The sequence below is a fragment of the Rhodococcus sp. LB1 genome (genome assembly GCF_001583455.1).
Lineage (GTDB): Bacteria > Actinomycetota > Actinomycetes > Mycobacteriales > Mycobacteriaceae > Rhodococcus_F > Rhodococcus_F opacus.
Map to the genome: position 1 here is coordinate 58,828 of NZ_LTCZ01000003.1, position 22,533 is coordinate 81,360.

General features: G+C 66.1%; 20 protein-coding genes. 9 read left to right on the plus strand and 11 right to left on the minus strand.

Features of this window, described 5'->3' with window-relative positions; translation table 11 throughout:
• Nucleotides 1-31 precede the first annotated feature (31 nt).
• From AZG88_RS00535 to AZG88_RS00545, 3 genes are read left to right on the plus strand one after another with little or no spacing between them, the layout of a single operon-like run.
• The gene (locus tag AZG88_RS00535) at nucleotides 32-367 is read left to right on the plus strand and encodes an EthD family reductase (RefSeq protein ID WP_005244475.1); all 336 of its coding nucleotides are present in this window, start codon (nucleotides 32-34) and stop codon (nucleotides 365-367) included.
• 11 nt (nucleotides 368-378) lie between these two features.
• On the plus strand, nucleotides 379-1,380 hold the full coding sequence (locus AZG88_RS00540; RefSeq protein ID WP_061696780.1) for an MBL fold metallo-hydrolase: 1,002 nt from the start codon (nucleotides 379-381) through the stop codon (nucleotides 1,378-1,380).
• Nucleotides 1,381-1,394: 14 nt separating this feature from the next.
• Entirely contained in the window at nucleotides 1,395-2,426 is a 1,032-nt protein-coding gene (locus AZG88_RS00545; RefSeq protein ID WP_061696781.1) for an NADP-dependent oxidoreductase, read from the plus strand.
• Between the two features lie 67 nt (nucleotides 2,427-2,493).
• Here AZG88_RS00545 and AZG88_RS00550 read toward each other — a convergent pair whose 3' ends face one another.
• From AZG88_RS00550 to AZG88_RS00575, 6 genes are all read right to left on the minus strand, one after another.
• Nucleotides 2,494-3,258, minus strand: coding sequence for an SDR family NAD(P)-dependent oxidoreductase (locus AZG88_RS00550; protein WP_005244472.1), 765 nt, complete (start codon nucleotides 3,256-3,258; stop codon nucleotides 2,494-2,496).
• A 45-nt stretch (nucleotides 3,259-3,303) separates the two neighbouring features.
• Nucleotides 3,304-5,004, minus strand: a complete 1,701-nt coding sequence (locus AZG88_RS00555) for an ABC transporter permease (RefSeq protein WP_061042226.1) — start codon at nucleotides 5,002-5,004, stop codon at nucleotides 3,304-3,306.
• On the minus strand, nucleotides 5,004-6,170 hold the full coding sequence (locus AZG88_RS00560) for an ABC transporter ATP-binding protein (RefSeq protein WP_025431850.1): 1,167 nt from the start codon (nucleotides 6,168-6,170) through the stop codon (nucleotides 5,004-5,006). The genes AZG88_RS00555 and AZG88_RS00560 overlap by 1 nt, the downstream gene beginning before the upstream one ends.
• A 149-nt stretch (nucleotides 6,171-6,319) precedes the next feature.
• Entirely contained in the window at nucleotides 6,320-7,096 is a 777-nt protein-coding gene (locus tag AZG88_RS00565; protein WP_061042225.1) for an SDR family NAD(P)-dependent oxidoreductase, read from the minus strand.
• Nucleotides 7,093-8,130 (minus strand): ABC transporter substrate-binding protein, encoded by a 1,038-nt coding sequence (locus tag AZG88_RS00570; RefSeq protein WP_025431851.1) that lies wholly within the window; start codon nucleotides 8,128-8,130, stop codon nucleotides 7,093-7,095. The genes AZG88_RS00565 and AZG88_RS00570 overlap by 4 nt, the downstream gene beginning before the upstream one ends.
• 87 nt (nucleotides 8,131-8,217) lie before the next feature.
• Nucleotides 8,218-8,913, minus strand: coding sequence for an alpha/beta fold hydrolase (locus AZG88_RS00575; RefSeq protein ID WP_061696782.1), 696 nt, complete (start codon nucleotides 8,911-8,913; stop codon nucleotides 8,218-8,220).
• 109 nt (nucleotides 8,914-9,022) lie between these two features.
• Here AZG88_RS00575 and AZG88_RS00580 point away from each other — a divergent pair, with 109 nt between their 5' ends.
• Genes AZG88_RS00580 through AZG88_RS00595 form a run of 4 tightly spaced genes read left to right on the plus strand, consistent with a single transcriptional unit; the run spans nucleotide 9,023 to nucleotide 15,306 of the window.
• Entirely contained in the window at nucleotides 9,023-10,990 is a 1,968-nt protein-coding gene (locus AZG88_RS00580; RefSeq protein WP_061696783.1) for an oxidoreductase, read from the plus strand.
• A gap of 41 nt (nucleotides 10,991-11,031) precedes the next feature.
• Nucleotides 11,032-11,901 carry a branched-chain amino acid ABC transporter permease gene (locus AZG88_RS00585; protein ID WP_061696784.1) on the plus strand — a complete coding sequence of 290 codons (870 nt, stop codon included), beginning with the start codon at nucleotides 11,032-11,034 and terminating at the stop codon, nucleotides 11,899-11,901.
• A 4-nt stretch (nucleotides 11,902-11,905) separates the two neighbouring features.
• Nucleotides 11,906-14,467 carry an ATP-binding cassette domain-containing protein gene (locus AZG88_RS00590; RefSeq protein WP_061696785.1) on the plus strand — a complete coding sequence of 854 codons (2,562 nt, stop codon included), beginning with the start codon at nucleotides 11,906-11,908 and terminating at the stop codon, nucleotides 14,465-14,467.
• A gap of 41 nt (nucleotides 14,468-14,508) precedes the next feature.
• Nucleotides 14,509-15,306 carry an SDR family NAD(P)-dependent oxidoreductase gene (locus AZG88_RS00595; RefSeq protein WP_005244463.1) on the plus strand — a complete coding sequence of 266 codons (798 nt, stop codon included), beginning with the start codon at nucleotides 14,509-14,511 and terminating at the stop codon, nucleotides 15,304-15,306.
• Between the two features lie 55 nt (nucleotides 15,307-15,361).
• Here AZG88_RS00595 and AZG88_RS00600 read toward each other — a convergent pair whose 3' ends face one another.
• Nucleotides 15,362-16,522, minus strand: coding sequence for an ABC transporter substrate-binding protein (locus AZG88_RS00600; protein ID WP_061696786.1), 1,161 nt, complete (start codon nucleotides 16,520-16,522; stop codon nucleotides 15,362-15,364).
• 188 nt (nucleotides 16,523-16,710) lie between these two features.
• On the opposite strand from AZG88_RS00600, the gene AZG88_RS00605 reads away from it, so the two are divergent.
• A complete protein-coding gene (locus AZG88_RS00605; RefSeq protein ID WP_005244461.1) occupies nucleotides 16,711-18,039 on the plus strand; it encodes an FAD-dependent oxidoreductase in 1,329 nt (442 codons plus the stop codon).
• 21 nt (nucleotides 18,040-18,060) lie between these two features.
• Here the strand turns inward: AZG88_RS00605 and AZG88_RS00610 are convergent, their stop codons facing one another.
• Both AZG88_RS00610 and AZG88_RS00615 read right to left on the minus strand, forming a co-directional pair.
• Nucleotides 18,061-18,534: an ArsR/SmtB family transcription factor gene (locus tag AZG88_RS00610; RefSeq protein WP_061042220.1), complete on the minus strand. Its 474-nt coding sequence runs from the start codon at nucleotides 18,532-18,534 to the stop codon at nucleotides 18,061-18,063.
• Nucleotides 18,531-19,616: a serine hydrolase gene (locus tag AZG88_RS00615; RefSeq protein WP_061696787.1), complete on the minus strand. Its 1,086-nt coding sequence runs from the start codon at nucleotides 19,614-19,616 to the stop codon at nucleotides 18,531-18,533. Before AZG88_RS00615 ends, AZG88_RS00610 begins: the two co-directional genes overlap by 4 nt.
• A gap of 138 nt (nucleotides 19,617-19,754) precedes the next feature.
• Here AZG88_RS00615 and purD point away from each other — a divergent pair, with 138 nt between their 5' ends.
• Nucleotides 19,755-21,008, plus strand: a complete 1,254-nt coding sequence (gene purD / locus AZG88_RS00620; RefSeq protein WP_061696789.1) for a phosphoribosylamine--glycine ligase — start codon at nucleotides 19,755-19,757, stop codon at nucleotides 21,006-21,008.
• A gap of 71 nt (nucleotides 21,009-21,079) precedes the next feature.
• On the opposite strand, the gene AZG88_RS00625 is transcribed toward purD, so the two are convergent.
• Both AZG88_RS00625 and AZG88_RS00630 read right to left on the minus strand, forming a co-directional pair.
• Complete coding sequence (locus AZG88_RS00625) at nucleotides 21,080-21,832, minus strand: 3-hydroxybutyrate dehydrogenase (protein ID WP_005244457.1); 753 nt, start codon at nucleotides 21,830-21,832, stop codon at nucleotides 21,080-21,082.
• On the minus strand, nucleotides 21,829-22,533 hold a 705-nt coding region (locus tag AZG88_RS00630; RefSeq protein WP_156517399.1), incomplete at its 5' end, for an MFS transporter. The genes AZG88_RS00630 and AZG88_RS00625, both read right to left, overlap by 4 nt.

Sequence of the window (22,533 nt, forward strand, 5' to 3'; positions counted from 1 at the left end):
AACTTAATTCAGGTCAGTATTGGAGCGATGAATGTACAACTTGATCGTCTTGGCCGCCCGTCCCCACGACTGGAGCCACGAGCAATTCATCGAGTGGTGGCGCGGGGAACATGCCGACGTGACCTATCCACTCCCCGGCCTGCGGCGATGGCAGCACACCGAAGTGCTCGACGCGATGGACGACAGGTCCCGGGAATGGGACGGCGTGTCGATCCTGAGCTTCGACTCCCGCGAGGACCTCGATGCCGCGCTCGCCAGCCCGCAGTGGCAAGCCGCGGTGGACAACGTCGGCCGGATGCGTGGAAAGCGCATCCTCGTCATGGGCGAGGAGAAAACGATGGTCGAAGTGGACAGCGGCACACCATGAGGGCTCGGTGGATGGAGCCGGGCTGCTACGAGGTGACGCCCGGCGTGCACCGAGTACCCCTCCAGATGCCTGCCGACGGTCTCGGAGCGGTGAACGTCTACGCCCTCGAGACTCCGGACGGCCTGGCCCTCGTCGACGGTGGTTGGCGAGTCGACACGACCTTCGGGGAGATGGAGCGCGCACTGCGCCGGATCGGTCACGGCACCGAGCAGATTCACGACATCTACGTCACCCACGTGCACCGCGATCACTACACGTTCGCCGTCGAACTCCGCCGCCGTCACGGTTCACGCGTCCATCTCGGTGTAGCCGAGGCGGACGGATTGGCGGCTGTCGGCGCACTCGGCAGCAACGTCCCGACGGATTCGCTCCACGAACTCCGCCGCGCCGGAGCCCCCGTCCTGGCCGACACCGTCGAGGCCCTGACCGCCGCGGAGCCGTTCTACCCCTCGGACTGGGAAGAGCCCGACCACTGGCTCGCCGCGGGTCCGCTCCGGATCGGGCAGCACGCTGTCGACGTCGTGCACACGCCGGGCCACACCAAGGGGCACATGGTCTTTCATGATACGCAGCGCGGACTGCTCTTCAGCGGAGACCACGTACTGCCCTCGATCACCCCGTCGATCGGCTTCGAGCTCGGTGAGTGGGACCTGCCCTTGGGGCGTTACCTCGACTCGTTGTCCGGATTGCTCGACCGCCCCGATTCGCAACTCCTGCCGGCACACGGAGATCCGACGCCGAGCGTCCACGTGCGAGTCGAAGAGCTTCTCGCGCATCATGACCGGCGATTCGCCGCCATGCGCGACGCGCTGGCCACGCTGGGACCGGTCACCGCGACGGCCGTTGCGGAGGCCATTCCGTGGACCCGTCACGAACGGCCGTTCGCCACGCTGGATCCGTTCAACCGGATGATCGCCACCTGTGAGACCCTCGCGCACCTCGACACCTTGGCCGACCGCGGCCAGATCACCGTCCGAAGCCGAGGCGATCGCGACGTCTTCGCCGTCGCATGAGCGGAAGGAACCCTGTGCAGAGCCGTGAGCTGAAACTGGCACGCCATCCCCAGGGGAAGGTTCGGCCGGACGACTTCTCTCTCGACGTGGTGAGCGTTCCCGAGGAACTGGGTCCCGGTGACATCCTCGTTCGCAACTCGTGGCTGTCGATCGACCCGTCCGTCAGGATGCGCCTCGGTCCCACCAGCCCCGCCGGCTACCTGCCCCCGTTCCGCATCGGGGAGACGCTGACCGGGTTGGCCGTCGGCGAGGTAGTCCGATCTCGTGCCCCCGGCTTCGAGCCGGGCGACATGGTGCTGCACATCAACGGCTTTCGTGAGTTCGCCGTGATCCGGCAGGACGGCGACACCCTGGCCGGGGCGGGCGGTGTGACACGACTCGACACGACCGAGCATTCGCCGCAGTCGTATCTCGGAGCGCTCGGCAGCTCCGGGCTCACCGCCTATGTGGGGTTGCAGTGCATCGGCGAACTCACGGGCGACGATGTCGTCTGGATCTCCTCGGCGGCCGGAGCGGTCGGCAGCCTCGCGGCGCAGATTGCGCGGATCCGAGGTCACTACGTGGTCGGCAGCACGGGATCCGCCGAGAAGGCCCGGTTCCTGTCGGAGGAACTGAAACTCGATGCCGCGTTCGATTACCACACTCCGGATCTGATCGGAGCTCTCGAACGCGCGGCACCGAACGGCATCGATCTGTATTTCGACAACGTGGGCGGAGCGCATCTCGAGGCCTCCCTGTATCACCTCCGGCGAGGAGGCCGGGTTGCCATGGCGGGCGCCGTCGCGTCCTATGACGCGGAGGCGCCGACTGCAGGCCCGAACAATCTCTTTCAGATCGTGGCAAAGAACCTCACAGTGAGGGGGTTCCGGGCCGGTGCATACGAACATCTGCTCGGCGACATGCGGGCCGAGGTCGGGAGCTATCTCCGCGACGGCCGGCTAGTTGCTGCGGAAACCGTGTTCGACGGTCTCGAGTCGGCACCGGATGCCATCATCGCGATGCTGCGCGGCCGCACCGTCGGAAAGACGCTGTGCCGTCTACTCTGATGCTCCGGCGGCTACACCGACGAACATGGCCTCCGCATCACGCGGAGGCCATGTTCTTCTGCGCAGCTCAGGCCGCCGTCCACCCACCGTCTGCGTAGATCTCCGAGCCGGTGACGAAGCTGGAGTCGTCGCCGGCGAGGAAGGCGACCGCGGCCGCAATCTCCTCACCGCGTCCGAGCCGTCCCATCGGCGTGCGGGCCAGCATCTCGCGATGACGCTCGCTGCCCTCCCAGCGCTCGAGCAGCGGGGCCGTACCGATGAACCCCGGGTGTAGCGAATTGACCCGCACTCCCGCTTTCGCCCAGTGCAGGGCGGCGTTCTTGGTCATCGTGCGGACGGCGCCCTTGGCCGCCGCGTAGGCGACGCTGTTACCCAGACCGCCCACGGTTCCCAGGATCGAGCACATGTTCACGATCGAACCGCCGCCGCTACGCTCGATCAGTGGGCCGGCATGTTTCATGCCCAGCCAGGTGCCGGTCTGGCCGACCCCGATCACGCGATCCCAATGGGATCGGGTTTCGTCCGCGGCCGTGGCGACGCTGCCGATGGCGGCGTTGTTGACCAGGGCGTGCAACGCGCCGAACGTCGCCTCGGCTGCTGCGACGACCGCCTCCCACTGTTCCTCGGACGAGACGTCCAAGGCGTGCGCGGCATGTCGCTCGGGACGGGCGAGAGAGCGGAGCAGATCGTGGCAGGCCGACTCGTCGAGATCCGTCACGACGACGTGAGCGCCTTCCTCGGCGAGCCTGTGGACTATCTCGACGCCGATTCCACCGGTCGCACCCGTCAACAGGACGACCTTGTCGCGAAGTCGGTCAGGGCCGACAGTCATCGTGACTCCTTGTCACTCGTTCGGATCTGGCAGGGCACATCGACATCACAGATTGCTCAGTACGTTCCGGCCACCGATGAGCATCGCGAACACGACGCCGATGCTGGTCACTGCCGTCATGAGCAGCGCCATCGCAGCCACCAGCGGGTAGGAACCGTTCTCCCACAGGTCGAACAGCAGCGTACCCATCACCTGGGTCGTGGCGGCGCGGACGAGCAGGGAGGCGGCGAACTCGTGGGTGAGCAGGATGAACATCAGGGCGACGGCACTGAGTACGGTCGGCCTCATGAGCGGCAGGATCACCCGGACATTGGTGACGAACGGGCTCGCGCCGCTCGTCGCCGACGCCTCGGCGTAGGTCTCCCCGAGCGACAGCATCGCCGTCATCTGCATTCGAGTGGAGAAGGGCACCATCAGCACGACGTAGACGAGGATGATGACCGCTTTGGTGCCGTAGAGGATCAGCGGAGGCTGGGTGTAGGTCAGCAGGAACCCGACACCGAAGATCACCGCTGGAATGCCCAGGGGGAGGGCTGTGATGACGTCACCGACAGTCCCCAGGACGCGGTGTTTGCGACCGCGCACGAGCAGGGTGGCGGTGAGGTAGCCGATCGGCACGCAGATCACGACCGCCACGACCGAGGTGAGGAGACTCGTGTACACCGAGTCGACGATGCTCGCGGTCTGGAAGAGCGCCCGGAAGTTGTCGAGGGTGAACAGATTCCAGGACAGCGATTCCGACCAGTACGGAGACACGGCCACGATGGCCAGTCCGATCAGCGGAACGACGAGGGCGAGAATCGCGTACACGGAGATCGCCACCGCGGCCCACACCGAGCGACCGGTGTTCGGTGCGAACGCTTTTCCCCCGTGGGTGACGAAGCGCGACTGATTGCCGAGAAGCATCTTCTGTGCGAGCACGACGACGACTCCGAAGATGACGAGCGGTGAACCCGCCGCCGCGGCCGCCGCGAAGTCCGCCGGCGACTCGGACACACGCCGATACATCTCGGTGGTGAGCACCTTCACACCGGAGTTCTGCCCCAGCAGGAGCGGTCCGGTGAACTGTCCCAATCCGAGGAGCAGCGCAATTCCGCCGCCGTACACGAGCGATGGGCGAAGCAGCGGAAGGACCACGCGAAAGAACACTCCGAGCGTCGACGAACCGCTGATCTGTGCAGCCTCGAGGTGCTCGGAACTGATGTTCTGCATTCCCGCGCTGACGAAGAGGTAGACGAAGGAGGTGAGCCCGAAACCGGTGAGAATGATGATCCACGGCGTGCTGTAGACATCGATCGGTCCGGAATCCACGTGGTTCCACCAGGGAAGTTTCCGCAGGAGTGCGTTCAGGTACCCGGGTCCCGGAGAGAGGAGGAATGCCCACCCGACGACGTTGGCGACCGCGGGCATCACGATGGGCAGAATGGGGACGATCCGGAGGAAGCTCAGCCGTCGTGGCAGCCTGGTGGCCGCGAACGCGAGCACCGTGCCCAGAACCATTGCGATAGCGAGCGACGTGACGGCGAGGGCGATGGTCGTCCGGATGGTTTGACCGATGTCGTACCGCCCGTACTGGGCCTGATATCCGCGTGCGCCGTCTTCGAACGCCAGCGACTGCAGCCGGAAGAGCGGGAGCACGATGAGGTATGCGAGAACCGCCATCAGCGCGCCGTATCCGAGCCGCGTTCGCCACACCGTGCTGACCACGAGCGGACGCGCGCCGCGGTGTACGGCAACCGTAGCCATCATGCCTCCGATCGGGCGGTGGCCTGGGCGAGCACGGGAACCTGCAGATCGACGTGCCCGTCGGGGTGCGGGAACACCCGCAGTGCGGTGGGGGAGAAGCTGACCACCAGGGGGGATCCCGTGGCGGCGCCACGCAACCAGGGCCCGTGTTGTGCCGCATCCGCGCGAAGGTACAACCGCTCGCCTCCGGCGTTCACCGTGACGTCGAAATGGCGACCCCCGTACTCCGAGGTGACGAGTTCACCCGCGAGGCCGACATCACCCGGGGCGACCTCGTCGAGCGAACGACGAAGTGCGAGGTCGTCGGGACGCATTCTTCCCACTGCCGCGTCGCCGCTGATGTGTCCGCCCTGGACGCCGGCCGCGTCGAGATCTACCGGAGTACCCGCTCGCGTCGTCCAACCCTCGTGCCGCCGGACGAGTTCGAGTCGATTCGCCATGCCGATGAACGCGGCGACATAGTCGGAGGACGGGGACTCGTAGACCCGTTCCGGGGTGTCGTACTGCTCGATCCTGCCCGCCTTCATGATGGCGAGTCGGTCGCCGAGCGCAAACGCCTCGGCCTGGTCATGGGTGACGAATACGGCCGTGAAGCCCAGACGTTGATGAAGCTGATGAATCTGGGACCGCACCTGATCGCGCAGTCGTGCATCGAGATTGCTCAGGGGTTCGTCGAACAGTACCAGATCGGGTTGTGCGACCAATCCGCGCGCCACCGCCACTCGCTGTTGCTGCCCACCGCTGAGTTGGGAGGGATACCGGTCGAGCAGGGCTCCGCAGTCCACCATTCCTGCTGCGGTTTCGATCTGCCCGGCGGCGATGGCGCTCTTCATTCGTCGAACCTTCAGCGGGTATCGGATGTTTTCGCGCACCGTCATGTTGGGCCACAGCGCGTAGGACTGGAAGACCATGCCGATGTTGCGCTTGTAGGCCGGAACGTTGACCCGGGTCGACGCATCGAAGACGGTGTGGTCCTTGAACGTGATCGACCCGCCCTCGGGTGTCTCGAGGCCGGCGATGCAGCGGAGCGTGGTCGTCTTCCCGCAACCGCTGGGGCCGAGCAGGACGAGGAATTCACCGTCCTCGATGTCGAGGTCGAGTTGATCGACGATGGTGTTGGACCCGAAGGTCTTGGTCAGGTTGGAAACCCTGAATTGCGATGTCACCTGGCACCTGCTTGGTTGCGAGTGGTTTGTCGGGAGGGCGTCCGTCGGGCTCCTGGCTTCGGAGCGGGGACGTAGATAAAGTGAATTCAGTTCATATCACGATAGCCGGGGTCGGGGCGACGGGCAAGAAGTTTCCGGGCCGGTGCGGGTCACGGCGACGAGCGCTTCGGAGTCCTGGCGCCCGCGGATGTTCCACCGTCGATCATGAGATCGGTGCCGGTGACATAGCTGCTGTCGTCGCTCGCGAGGAACAGGATGGCCTTCGCCACCTCGTGTGGCATACCCCGGCGTTGCAGCGGAATGCTTTTCACATACGCGTCCATGTCGTCGTCGGCGAAGTCGGCGCCCGCGGTGATGGCCGTATCGATGCTGCCCGGGCAGACCGCGTTGACCCGGATGTTCGATTCCGCGAACTCCAGCGCCGCAACGCGTGACAGGGCCCGGACGCCGAACTTCGACGCGCCGTACGCACCGAGTTCGGCGGTGGCGAGGACGCCGCGCAGCGAAGACAAATTGACGACCGACCCTCCTGTGGTCATCGCGGCGCCGGCCGCCTGCAGTCCGAGGAAGGTGCCCACCAGGTTGAGGTCGATCATGCGTCGCAACTCGGCGACCGAGGTCTGCATGATCGACGCCTTGGAGGCGGCGCCCGCGGAGTTGACGAGAATGCGCATCGGATGCCCGCGCTCCGCCATCTCGGTGGTCACCCGGGTCCACTGGGATTCTTCGGTGACGTCGAGGTGTCGATAGTGTGCTCTCGCACCGAGTTTCGCCGCAACACTGTTGCCCAGCTCGTCGTCGACGTCGCACAGGTACACGGTCGCCCCGTGGGCGTGGAAGAGTTCCGCGGTCGCGGCGCCTATCCCGCGTGCAGCACCGGTCACGAGAGCGCAGGTGTCACGCAGTCGCGCGTCGTGGGTGGTCACTGGATGAACCGCTTTTCCCAGTCGGACTGGTATTCGGTGAGCGATTCGGGCGTCAGATCGGAAGTGTTGGGCAGCGCGATGTCCTGCGCGTGCGCGACGCTTCCTTCGATGTCGGGCAGGGCGCTCGCGTAGCCGAGCGACAACGCCTTCTGGCCGGCCGGGGTCACCATGAAGTTCGCCAGCACCTGCGCTGCATTCGGGTGCGGTGCCGCGGACAGGGCGTGGGTGAACCAGGGGGTTCCCCACGGGGGCGACGGCAGCGCCCAGTCCACCGGTGCACCCGATTCCTTCTCTCGCACCAGGGGTTGCACTACGGGGGTCGCGACGATTTCACCCGAGGTCAGGGCCTGAGCGACACCCAGCGCACTCGGATAGATGCGCGGTTTCAGTTCCGCGAGCTTCTGGAGATAGTCGTCGCCGAAGTTCTTTTCGAAGAATCGGTAGAAGTCGACGTAGGCGGCGATACCCGACGGGTTGACGATTCCGATCTTGCCCTTCAATGCCGGGTCGAGCAGGTCTGCCGGCTTCTGCAGACCGCCGGGAAGCGCTGTCGTGTTCCACCCCAGGGCGAACACCGCCGCACTCGTCAGGAAGAACTTGTCGGAAATGATGCTCTTCTGCGGTTCGTATTCCGGCGCGTCGAATGCCGGACCCACGAGGTCGGTCGAGTAGGTACCCGACTCGGCGGCATTCTCGATCCAGGCGGCGTCGGTGAGCATGTGGACGTCAGCCGTGCCGCGCTTCGTCTGGCTCTCGACCTCGACCTTCGGGTTGATGTCGGCGTCGGTTCCCCGGACGTACTCGAGGGAGATCTCGGGATACTCCTGCTCGAAGGCCACTTCGAGGGCGTCGAGGTTGGCAGGGAGTTGGCTCGAATACAGCAGCACACTGCCTTCGCCCTTGGCCGCTGCGACGACGTCGTCCCACGTGCCGGACACGGGCCCAGTGACACCGGCACCGCCGGATCCGCAGGCGGCGGAGGCGAACGCGGCGACCACCGCGACGGCCATCAGCTTTATCGGCACACTTCTCATGGCATGAAAGTCCTTCCGGAATCGGTTCGCCGGATGCGAACCTGTGCAATCGGTTGCGGAGTGCGAGATCGAATGCGGGGCGAAGCCCTACGACGCGAGCGTGTCGAGCAGTGCGGCAACGCGATCGGGAATCGTCACCATGGCCATGTGGCCGGAGTCGAGAAAGACGGTGTCGCCGCCGACGACGGCAGCCGAACGCTCCTGCAGCTCGGGCGGATAGCACGTGTCCTTCGTCAAACGTACGTATGTGCGGGGTACGTCGGCACGGAGACCGGACAGATCCACGAACTCGGTGAGTAGCGCACCGGAATCGTCGACCAACTGGTCGATCATCCAGTCGGTCTGCTCGGCGTCCATGTCGTTGCAGAGCATCGCTGCGGCGCCCAGTGGATCCTGGCGATACACACCACCTTCTATCGACGCTTCGACCGCCACGCGGACGTCCGGATCGATCTGGTCGATCACCCGCGTGCCGTCAGGAGGGACGACGGCGGAGAGGAACACGACGTGCCGTAGTCGGTCCGCGAGCGCTGACATGGCCAGCGGGGCCGTCACTCCTGCGAATGAATGCGCGACGAGAACGATGTCCTCGAGGTTCGCCGCCTCGACGTCCTCGACGAGGGCGGCGGCGCAGTCGGCGAGGGTGACCGACCGCGGGTCGACAGAGCGGCGTTCACCCCGTCCCGGGAGATCGACTGCGAGAGTGTCACCTTCGAGCAACGGGAGGAGAGGCTCCCAGCAGGAGGCGCCCACTCCTGCGCCATGGATGAGAACGAACGACATGATGCCCCTCACTGAATTGAACTGATATCAGTTTGAATCTAGGGAAATCGCCTTGTGATGTCAATCACCTGCTAGCGTGAAGTGAATCCAGTTCAATCGAGAGGTCGGTATGACGACTCCACGTGCAGCGCGGCCGCTGCAGCTCGGCAAGCTTCGGTTGGAAAACCGTCTCGTCGGTACGCCTCACGCCTCGGGAGCCGTTGCGGGCGGCATCCCGTTGCCCGGCGACGCGGACTACTGGCGCCGCCGCGCGGCGGGCGGTGCAGCAATGCTCGTCGTCGGCGGAACCGTGGTGTCGCCCAGCTCGACCAATCGCAACGGCAACATCACCGAGGCCTGGCGTCCCGAAGTCGTCGCCGGCCTGGAGGCTCGGGCACGAGCGATCACGGCGGAGGGAGCCGTCGCGGCATGCCAGCTGGTGCACCTCGGGCGCGAAACGCTCGGCGCCGAGCTGTGGAGCCATCCCGTGGCACCGACCGCCGTCCGCTCTCCGCGCGAACCGACGCGGGCCCGAGTCCTCTCCCACGCCGATGTCGACGGGATCGTCGACGCGTTTCGCACATCCGCCGTTCACGCGTGGTCCGCCGGATTCCCAGTGGTCGAACTGCATGCGGCCCACGGATATCTGCTGGCGCAGTTTCTGTCACCGATCACCAACTTCGGCCGAGGCGCTGGGACGGTTGCGGGGCGTGTGCAGATCCTCGACCGCATTGCGTCTGCGGTTCGCGACGCCTGCCCCGGTGTCGTCCTCGGTGTTCGCGTCTCCGCCGAAGGGGACGACGAGGCCGGCCTGAGCATGGACGGGCTCTGCGAGGTACTTCCGCACCTCTCGGATTTCGACTACGTCAACGTCACGGTCGGGGTGCGCACCACCTATGTTCGCGACATGGCCGTCGCCGACCCGCCGCTGCTCGGTGCCGTCGGACGGTTGCGCGCCGCCACGGTGACGCCGCTGCTGGTGTCGCAATCCTTCCGCACTGGTGCGTCTATCGACACCGCGCTGCAATCGGGAGCCGATCTCGTCGGCATCGCGCGCCCGCTGATCGCGGATCCGGACTTCCCGAGGAAGATACTGACCGGCAGGGAGACCTCGATCCGCCCGTGTGTGTCGTGCAACGAGGACTGCCGGGCGTTCGACCCGGTCCTGCTCTGCTCGGTCAATCCGGAGCTCGCGCCGCCTGGCCATTCCGCACGTCCGGCGTATCCGCTGACCCTGGGCCCGACACGCTCGTCGAGCGGTAGGCGACGGATCGCCGTCGTCGGTACCGGCCCGGCCGGGCTCGAGTGTGCGATGCGGCTCGGATCCGACCACGCCGTCACCCTCTTCGAGCGTCGCGACCGGATAGGTGGCCAGCTCGCCACAGCCGCGGACGCGCCACATCGCAGCGGCTGGCGTCGCCTCCTCGACTACTACTCGGACAACATGCCGAAGGTGGCAATCCGTCTGGCGCACAACGTGAAAACCAACGACCTGGAGGACTTCGACGACGTAGTCCTGGCCGTCGGTGCCGTGGAAGAACTTCCCCAGGGATTGGCGGGAACGTCGTCCATGCTCACCTCTCAGGCGTTGCTCGACGGGGGAGGAGCCCTTCGTGGCGCGGGCCACGTCGTGGTGGTCGACGACGGATTCGGGCTCTGGCCCGCGGCGAGTTCGGTCGAAGCCGCGCTTGCCGCCGGCGCAGACCTCGTGACCGTCCTGACACCTGCCGCGGCCTTCGCGTCCGGCCTCCCCGCGGAGAGTCGCGTGCAGTATCTGCGTCGGCTGTCGGGCACACCGGTCGACGTGCGGGTGCTGTCGTCGCTCGTCGCGGTCGCAGACGGCTCGGTCGAGTTCGAGAACACCCTGTCCGGGGAGAAGACGCGTCTCGACGTCGACCGTGTTGTCGTCGCCGGTGAGCGGCGGTCGCTCGATTGGTCACGCCTTGCGCCGGAAAGCGCACGCGTGCACGTCATCGGCGACGCTCTCGTGCCACGCAAAGTCGCGCACGCGGTCGCCGAGGGTCGTGCAGTCGCCCAAGTACTCACAGGGGGTGTCGGTGTGGTTGCGCTCACACCCGTGGTCCTTTACGTTACTTGAACTGAAGTCAACTCAATTATCCGGCCGCCCTCGGAGGCATCGTGGACCAGTTGTTCCTCACCTTGACCACCGGCATCGCCAACGGTGCCGTATACGGTCTCATCGGACTCGGATTGGTCATCATCTTCCGATCCACCGACGTCATGAATTTCGCAATGGCGTCGTTGTCGACCCTCGCCATCTACGTTGCCCTCAGCGCGTACGGGGCCGGTGTGGGCATTGCTGTCGCACTGGTCGTCGCGGTGGTTTTCGGGGCCCTCGGCGGAGTCGTGGTGCGGGAAGCTCTGATTCGCCCGCTCGGGCAAGGGAAGCTCTTCGCTGCGCTCGTCGTCACGATGGGGCTGTCGATCATTGTCGAGCATCTGATCGGCCACTACTGGGGAGAGCAGCCGCGACGATTCCCGCAACTCATCGACGGCACGATCTCGATCGGCAACTCGAACCTCATGCTGCAGGACGTCGCCACGATTCTCCTCGCCGCGCTCGCCGTGTCGGCCATTGCGTATCTGTTCACGCGCACGCCGGTGGGATCTGCAATGCGCGCAGTCGCCGAATCCGCTGAGACCGCAGAGATCATGGGCATCAACGCGCACAAGGTGGCACGGATCGCCTGGGCTCTCGGAATGGCGCTGGCGGTGCTGGGAGTCTTCCTGTATGCACCGAAAACCGGGGTTTCGCCGGTGATCCTCGCCCCCGTGTTGTTCCGTGCATTCGCAGGCATCCTGCTCGGTGGTCTCACAAGCATGTACGGCGCGGTCATCGGTGGGCTCATCATCGGTGTCCTGGACAACCTCGCTGCGGCCTATATCTCCGCCAGCTTCCGCGACACATTCGTCTTCTGCGTGGCGGTGCTCGTGCTGCTCATCCGCCCCCAGGGCATCTTCGGCCGCCAAACCTTCGAGAGGGTCTGATTCCATGGTTACGAAAGACGTCTCGGCGCAGCGCTCCGGACGCTCCGCTCAGCGGCTGTGCAGCGCCGGTCAGCTTCTCGGCGGACCGGCAGCGGCCATGCTGGCGATAGTGGTGCTCTCTGCCGGACTCGTGCCGGGCTACCAGATCTACACGGTCGGACTCGCCGCGGTGTACGGATTGATCGTCCTGTCCATCTCACTACTGGCGGGGTGGACGGGTATCTGGTCGATCGGGCATCCCGCAATGGTTGCGATCGGTGCCTATGCGACCGCCTACGGCAGCAGTAACGGCTGGGGACTGGCATTCACCTCCGTTGTCGCCGTTGCATTGTGCGCAATCCTGGGAGGCTTCCTCGGATTCGCCGGCTCCCGCTTCTCCGTGCTGTACGTCGCGCTTCTCACGTTGGCGTTCACCTTGGTGACCCTCGAAATCATCGGTGCGTGGAAGAGCGTCACCGGAGGTGACCAAGGTGTGCCGGTCGACGCATTCGACACCGCGTTCGGCGACCTCGTTCCGTCGTCCGACGCAGTCACCTACCTGGCCGTCGGAGTTCTCGGTCTCGCTGTCACGGTGTCGGTATTTCTGCGCCGCACGACCATACGTATGCGCATGGTCGCGGCCAAGACACACCCACTGGCAGGCAGATCGATCGGCATCGCTCCCGAACTGCAATCGAGCCTCGGCTTCGCGATCAGTGCGGGTGTCGCGGGCCTGTCCGGCGTGCTCCTTGCCTTGCTGTCGGGCTTCATCAGCCCGGAAGGCTTCTCGATGGTCTTCGCGGTCAACCTGATTGCGGCGACCGTCCTCGGCGGCACCGGCAGCGTGGTCGGCGCCGTTCTCGGTGGTGCTTTCCTCGCATCCGCACCGACGCTGGCGTCGTCGCTGTCGATCGACCAGCCGTACCTGATCGGGGGTGTCCTGATTCTCACCCTGCTGTTTCTCGCCGACGGAATCGTCCCGACGGCCGGGAGGCTGTTGCACCGATTCGTCCCGGTCACGCGTGCACTCGGACGGCCCACGCTGTCCACCTCCCAACCCAGCCTTCTCGACACTGCGGTATCGGGTACGAACATGCGGGTCGATACCGCCACGGCAGCCGTGCTGAAGACCGAGGCGCTCGGTGTTCGATTCGGTGGTCTTCAGGCCGTGCACAACATCGATCTCCGCGTGGATGCAGGTGAGGTGCTTGCGATCATCGGGCCGAACGGCGCCGGCAAGACTACCTTCGTCAATGCCCTCTGTGGCCTGATCGGTGGCGGTGAACTCGCAGGAACGATGGAACTCGGTGGCCGGCCCCTGCACGGCGTGCGGGCGACTCGCCGACGCTCGCTCGGCCTCGGCCGGACTTTTCAGCACGCCGAGCTTTTCGCGCAACTGACCGTTCTCGAAAATGTCAGCGTCGTCAACCGCTGGGGGCGCCGTGCCGATCGCGACACTGCGTTTCAGGTCCTTTCGAGTGTCGGATTGGCCGACCACGTGCACCGACTCCCCAGGGAACTGCCGTTCGGGCTGCAGAAGCGGGTGGATCTCGCCCGGGCGATCGCGGCGCTGGCCGACAACCCGCGATTGATCGTGCTCGACGAACCGTTCGGTGGCCTCGACACAGATGAACGTCACACACTCGCCGACCACATCCGCCGGCTCTCGAATTCCGGTACCTCCGTGGTCATCATCGACCACGTCCTCGACGACCTGTTCTCCGTCGCAGATCGGGTGGTGGCGTTCGACTTCGGTGAGCTGATCGCCGAGGGAACCCCGGACACCGTCCTGCAGAACCGGCAGGTCCGCGACTCGTATCTCGGAAACATCGACACCACACTGATCGCACCCGACATCGACCGAGCGGCGCCGCCGTTGATCTCCGTGCGGGGAATCGAACACCACTACGAGGGTGTGCACGCATTGTCCGGCATCGATCTCGACGTCCATGCCGGCGGAATCCTCGGCATCGTCGGTGCGAACGGTGCCGGCAAGAGCACTCTGGGGCGGATCCTGCACGGCGATCTGCAGTCGACCGGGGGCACCCGGACGATCAATGGTGCAGACACCCTGCGGCTCAGCCTGGTTCCCGAGGGGCGGGCCTTGTTCCGCACCCTGTCGGTGCGCGAGAACCTGGAGGTCGCGGCGTACGCCGCGGGAATCTCCGGCCGTACATTGCGCACTCGGCTCGACGAGCTGCGGCAGGGGCTCCCCGAACGGGTCCGGACGCGCATGGACACACCGGCCGGCTCACTGTCCGGCGGCGAACAACAGCTTGTCGCCATCGCCCGGGCACTGATGGCCGACCCCGAAGTCCTGATCCTCGACGAACCCGCGCTGGGACTGTCCCCGGCGATGGTCGACGAAGTCTATTCACAGGTGAATGCCCTGGCACGGCGGGGCATCACGACCATTCTGCTCGACCAGTCACTCGCCCGCGCGCTCGAATCCTGCAGCGAGGTTGTTGTTCTGCGTCAAGGTGAGGCCGTCGCGCGCGGCAACAGTGGCACGCCGGGATTCAGTGAGACCGCCGAGGCGGCGTACTTCGGTACAGAGATCCCTGCTCGCATCAGTGAAGCGCACTAGACCGTGTGTTCAACGACGAGAAAGTACGGAGGAAGGTAGATATGTCTCGGACAGCAGGGCAAGGCAGATTCGAGGGCGCGGTCGCCCTGGTAACGGGAGGCGGATCAGGAATCGGAGCGGCAGTCGTCGCGCAACTCGTCGGTGAGGGAGCTGCTCGCGTCTACGTGGCCGACATCGTGGTCGAGACATTGCGCCGGCGGTACGGGGACGATCCCACGACGATCGCACACAGCGTCGACGTTTCGGACCCGAAGGCCGTCGATGCTGTGATGGCGGAGGTCCTCGCTGCCGAGGGGCGGCTCGACGTCGTCGTGCACGCCGCCGGCGTCGACGACCAGGAGTCCAAGAAGATCATCACGGATGCGACTGTCGCGGGCACCCCGATCGACCTGACGGCGAACCTCACCGACGCGCAATGGCGCCGAGTGATGTCGGTCAATCTGGACGGCACTTTTCACGTGGTGCGCTCCGCAGTGCGGGTAATGAAGCCGAAAGGCGGCGCGATCGTCGTGATCGGCTCGTCCTCGGCGTTCGATACCTTGACGGGATACCCGCACTACGCGGCGTCGAAAGCCGCCGTCCATGCCTTCTGTCAGGCCGTCGCCAAGGAGGTGGTCGCGTTCGGTATCCGACTCAACCTCGTCGCTCCCGGCCCGACCGAGACCGGCATGGCCTCTCGCACACCGGAAGAACTCAAAGTGCAGTGGGTCAACAACACACCGGTGCCGTACGCGACACCGGACGAGATCGCGGACAACGTGCTGTTCCTCGCTTCGGAACAGGCCAGAAACGTAGTGGGTGCGGTGCTACTCAGCAACCGTGGACGATTCACCGTCTGACTGTTCATACGAGCGCATCCAGGTTGGACTTGCCGACCTGGATGCGCTCGATCTGTTATTGCGGTGACACGAAGTCACCGATGGAGACGAATTTGCCGCCCTCGACCTGGACTCGGACCACGCTGTCGGTGCCGAGGTGGTCGTCCGCGCTGAACGTGAGCGGAGGCATCACGCCGGTGTCGAGGGTGCCGCTCGTGATTATCGCGTCGGTGACAGACTCGGACGTGATCTCGCCGTCGATACTCGCGAGGATCTGAGCGAACGCTTTCGCCGATCCATAGGTTGCCAGCGAGTAGAAATCGGGCTTCTCGCCCGGCTTGTACTTCGCAAGTGCCTGCCGGTACTCCTCGACCTCCGGGTTGTCGGCGGTGGGCGGCAGCGTCAGTGACACGGCGCGGAATCCTTCCGCGTTCGCACCTGCGAGGTCGAGCAGGCTGTTACCAATCGTGGGGGAGTAGCCGTAACTGGGGATCTTGACACCCTGCAGGGCCATCTCGTTGAGGTAGGCAGCGGCCTCCTGAATCGGCAGGATCGTCAGGACTGCATCGGTTGCGGCCGAACGGATCTGGGACACGAACGGGCTGTAGTCGGTGGTACCGAGCTTGACCTCTACCGTCGAGACCTCGGCCCCGGCCTTCTCGAGTTCGGCCGTGGCGACTGCTCCCACATTCACGAACGCCGCCGGATCGTTGCGGATGATCGTGACCTTCTTGGCACCCTCGTCGAGGGCCCACTGCGCGGCGGCACGCGCCTGGTTCTCGTAGAGCGTCTGGCTTCCGAACAGCCCGTCCCGCGGCGGGTCGTACCAGGAAGTGGAGCCGCCGTAGGTTCCGAAGATGGGTATCTCGTTCTGTTCGAGAACGAATGGAAACGTCGCCTCTGTGGTTGCCGTGCCGTTGGCGCCGACGATCGCGACAACGCGGTCGCGTGAGACCAGCTGTCGCGCCACCTGAATCGTCTGCTGCGGGTCGAAGGCGTTGTCGACCGGAGTCCACTCGACGGGGCGACCGTGGATTCCCCCTGTCGCGTTCAGCTGATCGAAGAACGCCTGGGTACCGGCCTCCTGAGGAAGACCCCCCGAAGCCTGCGGTCCCGAGAGGGGAAGCCATGCGCCGAGTTTGATCGACCCGCCCGCATCGCCGTTACCGGCCTGAGTTCCGCAGGCTGTCAAGGTCGCGGCGAGGACCACGCCGACCGTGAGAAGAATTTTCCGCACATCCACTCCTTGAATTGAGTTCAATTCAATAGATGTTATAGAGGAAACCCTGTGTCGGCAATCACATTCCTCGAACGGCGCGGTGTCTCGCCTGGCCAACCTGACGACACTTGAACTGACTTCAGCTTGGGGGATACGGTGTCGGTGGGTAGTGCAATCTGCTTGTCGAAGGGGATGAGGAGCACCAGATGCCAGAAATCGAAACCGACGTACTCGTCATCGGCGCAGGAATGGCCGGGTTGACCGCGGCAGCGCGGGCGGCGATCAGTGGACGATCGGTCGTCGTCGTCGAGAAGTCCGCGGCGATCGGCGGGTCTGCCCAGTTCGCCGGATATGCCTGGACCGCGCCTTCGCACGACGTCATGGACGAGGTCAACCCGGACGGCGACCCGGCGTTACGTCGAGCGCTCGTCGACGGGTTTTCCGACGGGATCGACTGGATCCGGTCACTCGGCGTCGACTGCGCGGACGCGGTGACCGTTCTCCGCTACGGCACCGGCCATCAGTTCGACACGAATCGGTACATCGACGAGTGCCGGCGGCGAATCCGAAGTCACGGCGGTGAGCTGCACACGAGCGCAGAGACTCTGTCGCTGCTCACGTTGGACAGTGGAGTCGTAGGTGCCCGCGTGCGGCTCTCGGACGGTACCGAATGTGAAATACGTTCCCAGGCGACGATTCTCGCGACCGGAGGATTTCAGGCGAGCCCCGAATTGGCCGTCGCGCACATTCACCCCGCGGCAACCGGGATGCAACTGCGTTCCAATCCGACCAGTGCGGGAGACGGACTACGCCTGGCCGAGTCCGTCGGCGCGGCGACCGGCACCAACCGGTCCGGCTTCTACGGCCACCTCGTACCGACCGGCGTTCGCTTCCGCGACCCGTCGGATTTTGTGGCACTGTCGCTCTACTACAGCGAGCACGCGCTGCTGTTCAACCTCGACAACCGTCGTTTCACGGATGAGACCGTCGGGGACCATCTGACCACGATGGACCTGCTGGAGCAGCCGGAGTCGCGCGGGTTGCTCGTCGCCGACGCACGGGTGTACCGCGAGTGGATCACCGGCAGCTACGTCGAGGGCGCCGCCGCGATCGACAAGTTCGACCTCGCGCAGCGCCGGGGTGGGCGGTGCGGAATCGCCGAGAGCCTCGACGAGTTCGCCTATCTTCCCGAGGAGTGGGGCTACGACGGTGCCGCGATTGCGGATCAGATCCGGGCACTCAATGCGGCCGGTCCGGACGCTCAGCCGCCGCGCCGCTACGACTCGAAGCCTCTTGATGAGGGGCCGTACTACCTCGTCGAGGCATGCCCGGCACTGACATTCCCTTTCCATGGCATCCGCATCGACGAGCACGGCCGCGTCCTGGATGCGACGGGCGGAACGATAAGCGGACTGTTCGCCGCCGGATCGGACACCGGCGGACTCTACAACCGGGCGTACACCGGAGGCATTGCGCCTGCCCTCGTGTTCGGCCTGGCCGCCGCGGACTTCACCGCACCTGTGAGTACTTGTTAACCGCCCGCGGTTGACAAGTACTCACAGGGGGTGTTCGCCGACATCCGCGGCGGCGAGGGTGATGACCAGCAATGGCACCACCTTCGCCGCCGCGATGCGGTAGTGGTTCCTCGACTCCTGCTCGACGATGCGCGCCCCGCCGAGGGCGCGCAGGTGGTGGTAGAGCTGACCGGGCGAGGACAGCCCGACCGCGGTCTGCAGCTCGGCCGCGCCGGCGGGACCGCGCAGCAGTGTGCGGACGATCTCGAGGCGGGTCGGATGTCCCAGTGCGGCGAGCACATTCGATACGGCGGTGGGGGAAAGGTCGAGGGTGGCGCCGGCGTCGTAGCGGATCGTCCACTGGATGTCGCCGCCCAGGTCGACGGTTCCCTGATACCCGATCTGGCCGATGCTCTCGCCGGAATCGGCTGTCGGGGATTCGGCGGACGTGGCCGATTCGAGGGCGTGGACGCGCGCCTCGAGGTCGGCGAGCCGGGCGTCGTACTCGTCGTTCACACGGCACAACTTAACTGCGACGTCGTGTCGGGATCGGTCATCGCCTCGAGAAGCAGCTGCTGGTGCGCGAAGTTCCCGCCGATGATGTTCAGGTAGTCCTCGCTGGAGAGGTTCGACGTCAGCAGCACCGCGGTGGCGACGGTGCCGTCGGGACGACGGATCGTCATCGCCTCGGTGACCACCCCGGGAAGGTTGCCACCTTTGAAACCCAGCCCGTCCAGCCCGGGCGGGGCGGGCTGCCATTCGAGTGTTCGGCGTGCGACGTCGGAGCCGGGACCGAAGTCGCCGGTCGCGATCGCGCGGTGCAACGAGGCCAGGCCCGCGGCCGAACCCGCCACCCCCGACTCCTGCACCCGGGCCGTGACCGCCGGGAAGTCGTCGCCGGGCGACATCCGCACGACCTGTTCGCGGTAGGCGCCGTCGTGTGCGTAGCGCTGGGCGGCGTCCCACCGGCTGTCCCGCGAGATCGCCGGATCGAGGAGAGCGATGGTCGAGCCCAGCAGGGTCGGCACCTCCAGGTCGTCCCAGCCGCCCTGCGCGGCGGCGTCGGCGAGGGCGGCGTCGCCGAGCCGGTCGCGCAGATAGTCGGGGACGGCGTTGTCGCTCTCCTGGATCATCGCGGTCACCATCTGCTCGAGCGGGACCGTGGCGCCCGGTTCGGTGACGCCGAGCCGCTGCAGGGCCTTCGGGTGGGCGCCGCCGTCGGTGTTCGGGAGGTACCAGCGTTCCCACTCGGACAGCGGTACCGGCTCGGCCGGGTCGAGTTCACCCGACGCGACGGCCCGCGCGTAGGCAGCCAGGTGCACCACCTTGATCGCGGACGCCAGCGGAACGGTCTCGCCGGCGCGGTGCGCGACCGTTCGGCCGCGACCGTCGTCGACGGCGAAGGCGACGTCGTCGGGGTGGGAGCCGACGTATCCGACCCACCCGGAGGCCGTCGTGATGTCGGCGGGTGGCAGCGGTGCGCACACGGCAGGAGCCTCCGGTTCGCCCTGCCGGTCTGCGGAGTCGTCGGCGCTGCACGCGCCCAGGCTTACCGCGACCGCGACTGCTGCTGTGACCGTGCCCAGCTTCCTGGTCATCGAGAAGGTCCCTTCACCTGTGTAAATTCGATAATTCGGAATTACGGAATTCTAGAAGTACGGTAGCCCGTACCGGCGGGAGTGTCGAGACCGCACGCTCCGACCATCCCGTTCGGCGTGGCCCGTAGGCTGACACCCGTGCGCGTACTCGTTATCGGCTCCGGAGCCCGTGAACATGCCCTCCTTCTCGCCCTTGCTCGCGATCCGGGTGTCACCGCCCTGATGTGCGCGCCCGGCAACGCCGGGATCGGCAAGATCGCCGAGCAGCACCCCGTCGACATCGCGTCCGGGGAGGCGGTGGCGGCCCTCGCGAAGAAGCTCGACGCCGACCTCGTCGTGGTCGGCCCCGAGGTCCCGTTGGTGCTGGGTGTCGCGGACGCCGTCCGCGCGGCAGGCATCGCCTGCTTCGGCCCGTCGGCCGACGCCGCGCGCATCGAGGGTTCCAAGGCGTTCGCCAAGGACGTCATGGCCGCCGCCGGTGTGAAGACCGCGCACAGCGAGATCGTCGACTCGCCCGCCAAGCTGGACGAGGCACTCGACCGCTTCGGTCCCAACTGGGTGGTCAAGGACGACGGCCTCGCGGCAGGCAAGGGCGTCGTGGTCACCACGGATCGTGACGCGGCCCGCGATCACGCGGCCGAACTGCTCGAGAACGGTCACCCCGTTCTCCTCGAATCCTTCCTCGACGGTCCCGAGGTGTCGCTGTTCTGCGTCGTCGACGGCGAGACCGTCGTGCCGCTGCTGCCGGCCCAGGACCACAAGCGCGTCGGCGACGGCGACACCGGACCCAACACCGGCGGCATGGGCGCGTACACGCCGCTGCCGTGGCTGCCCGAGCAGACCGTGACCCAGATCGTCGACGACGTCGTGAAGCCGGTCGCGGCCGAACTCGTCGCCCGGGGCAGCGCCTTCAGCGGCCTGCTGTACGCCGGGCTGGCGATCGGCAAGGACGGCCCCGCCGTGGTCGAGTTCAACTGCCGCTTCGGCGACCCCGAGACGCAGGCGGTACTCGCGCTGCTGAAGAGCCCGCTCGGGGAACTGCTGAACGCGGCCGCCACCGGAACGCTCGATCAGGTCGCGCCGCTCGAATGGCAGGACGGCTCGGCGGTGACCGTCGTGGTCGCGGCCGAGTACTACCCGGCCACCCCGCGCACCGGCGACGTGATCACCGGCGCCGACGGTGACGGCGTCCTGCACGCAGGCACCAAACTCGTTGACGATCAGGTGGTCTCCGCCGGCGGGCGCGTGCTCAGCGTGGTCGGAGTCGGAGCCGACCTCGACGCGGCGCGCGCGGATGCGTACTCCAAGATCTCCGCGATCAAGCTGCCGGGAAGCCACTTCCGCAAGGACATCGGACTGGCCGCGGTCGAGGGACGCATCGCCCTTCCCTAGGTCGGAGCGCTCCAACGACTGAGAGGCGTGCACCCCCGGAACATCCGGGGGTGCACGCCTTTTTCGTCACGTCACCGGGCGGTCCACCCTCCGTCGATCGTGTAGGAGGCGCCGGTGACCATGCCTGCGTCGGCGGACGCGAGCCACGCGACGAGGGACGCCACCTCCGACGGTTCCACCAGTCGCTTGATCGCGCTCTCGGTGAGCATCACCTTCTCGATCACGTCGGCCTCGCTGATGCCGTGCACCTGTGCCTGATCCGCGATCTGCTTCTGCACCAACGGTGTCAGCACGTAACCGGGGTTGACGCAGTTGCTGGTGACGCCGTGCGGGCCACCCTCGAGCGCCGTCACCTTCGACAGGCCCTCGAGTCCGTGCTTGGCGGTGACGTACGCGGCCTTGAACGCCGATGCGCGGAGTCCGTGCACGGACGAGACGTTGACAATGCGCCCGAAGCCCGTGGAATACATGTGCGGCAGGGCTGCACGGATCAGCAGGAACGGTGCCTCGACCATCAGCGTCTGGATACGCCGGAAGTCCTCGGGGCGGAATTCCTCGATGGGACTGATGGTTTGGATACCGGCGTTGTTGACGAGGATGTCGGTCTCCAGCCGCAGCTCGGTGAGCGGTTCGGTGTCGAGGAGGTCGACGTGCCACGCGGTTCCGTCGATTTCGTCGGCGAGGCTCTTGGCGGCCACGTCGTCGAGGTCGGCGACCGTGACGTGGGCTCCGCGTGCGGCGAGCGTCCGGGCGCAGGCCGCCCCGATCCCGCTGGCGCCGCCGGTGACGAGCGCGGTGCGTCCGGTCAGGTTCTGCTCGGTCATGCGGGGACCCCGTCCTTCGCGCCGGCAGCCTTCTCGTCCGCCAGGATCTGGGCGTCCGCCGCGTCGATCGATTCGAGCGAGATGCCCTTGGTCTCCCGGGCGACGATGACGGCGACGACGGTGACGAGGCACGCGATCGCCAGGTAGATCGCAATCGGAACGGACGAGTCGTACTTGCTGAGCAGGCTGGCCGCGATGATCGGCGCCAGCGAACCGGCCACGATCGACGTCACCTGGTAGCCGAGGGAGACACCCGAGTACCGCATGCGCGTCGGGAACATCTCGGCCATGATCGCCGGCTGGCCGGCGTACATGAAGGCGTGGAAGACCAGGCCGATGATGATCGCTCCGAGGATGACGGCGTTGTGCCCGCTGTTCATCATCGGGAAGGCGAAGAAGCCCCACGTGCCCGCGGTCAGCGCGCCGATCATGTAGACGGGACGCCGGCCGATGGTGTCGGAGAGCCGCCCGACGAGCGGGATCACCGCGAAGTGCACGGCATGCGCGATCAGCATCCACCAGAGGATCTGCGCGGTGTCCGTGTGGACGACCACCTTGAGATAGGTGATCGAGAACGTGACCACCAGGTAGTACATGACGTTCTCACCGAAACGCAGGCCCATCGCCGTCAGCACGCCGCGGGGGTAGCGCTTGAGCACCTCGAAGACGCTGAAGGACGTCTCCTTGATGTGCTCCGCTTC

What these genes read in the sequence shown, in the direction of transcription:
- AZG88_RS00535 (WP_005244475.1), top strand. Translation starts at nt 32, where the DNA reads ATGTACAACTTGATCGTCTTGGCCGCCCGTCCCCACGACTGGAGCCAC.
- AZG88_RS00540 (WP_061696780.1), top strand. Translation starts at nt 379, where the DNA reads ATGGAGCCGGGCTGCTACGAGGTGACGCCCGGCGTGCACCGAGTACCC.
- AZG88_RS00550 (WP_005244472.1), bottom strand. Translation starts at nt 3,258, where the DNA reads ATGACTGTCGGCCCTGACCGACTTCGCGACAAGGTCGTCCTGTTGACG.
- AZG88_RS00555 (WP_061042226.1), bottom strand. Translation starts at nt 5,004, where the DNA reads ATGGCTACGGTTGCCGTACACCGCGGCGCGCGTCCGCTCGTGGTCAGC.
- AZG88_RS00570 (WP_025431851.1), bottom strand. Translation starts at nt 8,130, where the DNA reads ATGAGAAGTGTGCCGATAAAGCTGATGGCCGTCGCGGTGGTCGCCGCG.
- AZG88_RS00575 (WP_061696782.1), bottom strand. Translation starts at nt 8,913, where the DNA reads ATGTCGTTCGTTCTCATCCATGGCGCAGGAGTGGGCGCCTCCTGCTGG.
- AZG88_RS00580 (WP_061696783.1), top strand. Translation starts at nt 9,023, where the DNA reads ATGACGACTCCACGTGCAGCGCGGCCGCTGCAGCTCGGCAAGCTTCGG.
- AZG88_RS00590 (WP_061696785.1), top strand. Translation starts at nt 11,906, where the DNA reads ATGGTTACGAAAGACGTCTCGGCGCAGCGCTCCGGACGCTCCGCTCAG.
- AZG88_RS00595 (WP_005244463.1), top strand. Translation starts at nt 14,509, where the DNA reads ATGTCTCGGACAGCAGGGCAAGGCAGATTCGAGGGCGCGGTCGCCCTG.
- AZG88_RS00605 (WP_005244461.1), top strand. Translation starts at nt 16,711, where the DNA reads ATGCCAGAAATCGAAACCGACGTACTCGTCATCGGCGCAGGAATGGCC.
- AZG88_RS00615 (WP_061696787.1), bottom strand. Translation starts at nt 19,616, where the DNA reads ATGACCAGGAAGCTGGGCACGGTCACAGCAGCAGTCGCGGTCGCGGTA.
- AZG88_RS00625 (WP_005244457.1), bottom strand. Translation starts at nt 21,832, where the DNA reads ATGACCGAGCAGAACCTGACCGGACGCACCGCGCTCGTCACCGGCGGC.